This is a genomic window from Deinococcus sp., assembly GCF_018260555.1.
GTDB lineage: Bacteria > Deinococcota > Deinococci > Deinococcales > Deinococcaceae > Deinococcus.
Genome location: NZ_JAGLBB010000150.1, coordinates 1 through 960 on the forward strand (window position 1 = coordinate 1; position 960 = coordinate 960).

Consider the following 960-nt stretch of genomic DNA (forward strand, 5'->3'; position numbering starts at 1 on the left):
CCTCTCTTTCCAGCGGGGAGGCTGGGAGTGAGTCGAGGTCTCTATTCAACACTGTCCAGATTCTGGGGAGCAGACCAACCTTGCCACTGGCAATCGCCTGGAACAGGCTGGTCATGCGCTGCTGCCCGTCCAGCAGCAAGAACTCCGGGCGCGCGTTCAACGGCGGCTCCGCGCCCTCCAGGGGACGCGTCTTGAACCTCACGTCCGGATTCCCGGTCGCCAGCGTCATGACCGCCCCCACCGGGAACGAAAGGGAAATACTGGCCAGCAGACTGCGGATGTGATCGTCGTTCCATACCCAGCCACGCTGGAAATCTGGGAGTTGCAGTTTGCCTTCTGCCACTGATCGCAGCATGTCCGAGAGGGCAATCTTGTCTGGGCTGAATGTCGTTGTCATGCGTTCCCCCGCTCTTTCTCGTTAGTTCTGACCGTCACGCCACGACCCCCGTAGGAGCCAACTGCCGGAATTCTGCCAGTGCTGCGTCCTTCACCGATTGATCCATCAGCGGGAACGTGCCCATGGTATGCGTGAATTCGCTCTCGCTCAGGCCGTACCGGTGAGCCACTCGGGCGGCCAGTTCGGCGCACAAGGCGGGGCGGCGCCGAGGCCATCGAGACACGCAGGTCGTCCCGCGGGTTGTGATTGATGCTGTCCAGGATTTTCGGCATGGGTGTGCAGGCAGGTTAGCCCATACAGGCTACCGACTATTTCGTTCACAACCCGGAAACACACCGGGTTGCTAATTGCACCTTAAACAGCCCGCTCTACTCATGCTCACTCTGCGGCGCAGCTCTGCGAGAACGCTCGAATTGAGTGTTTTGGACAGACCAGTCAACCGTAATCCGCATAGGTGACCGCGTCGCAGTGGCCTGACCTGACGCCTCAAGTGACTGGCAGCCTAGGGCCGCTTCTGAACACTGTACGCAGAAGGCACGTGCCTTAGCTCGCAGGAGTACCCG

1 protein-coding gene is annotated in these 960 nt (G+C 60.4%); it reads right to left on the reverse strand.

Annotated elements, in window-relative coordinates:
• A partial coding sequence (locus QZ271_RS14370; protein WP_291432626.1) for a DUF262 domain-containing protein occupies positions 1–355 on the reverse strand: 355 nt, incomplete at its 3' end.
• Between the last annotated feature and the right edge of the window lie 605 nt (positions 356–960).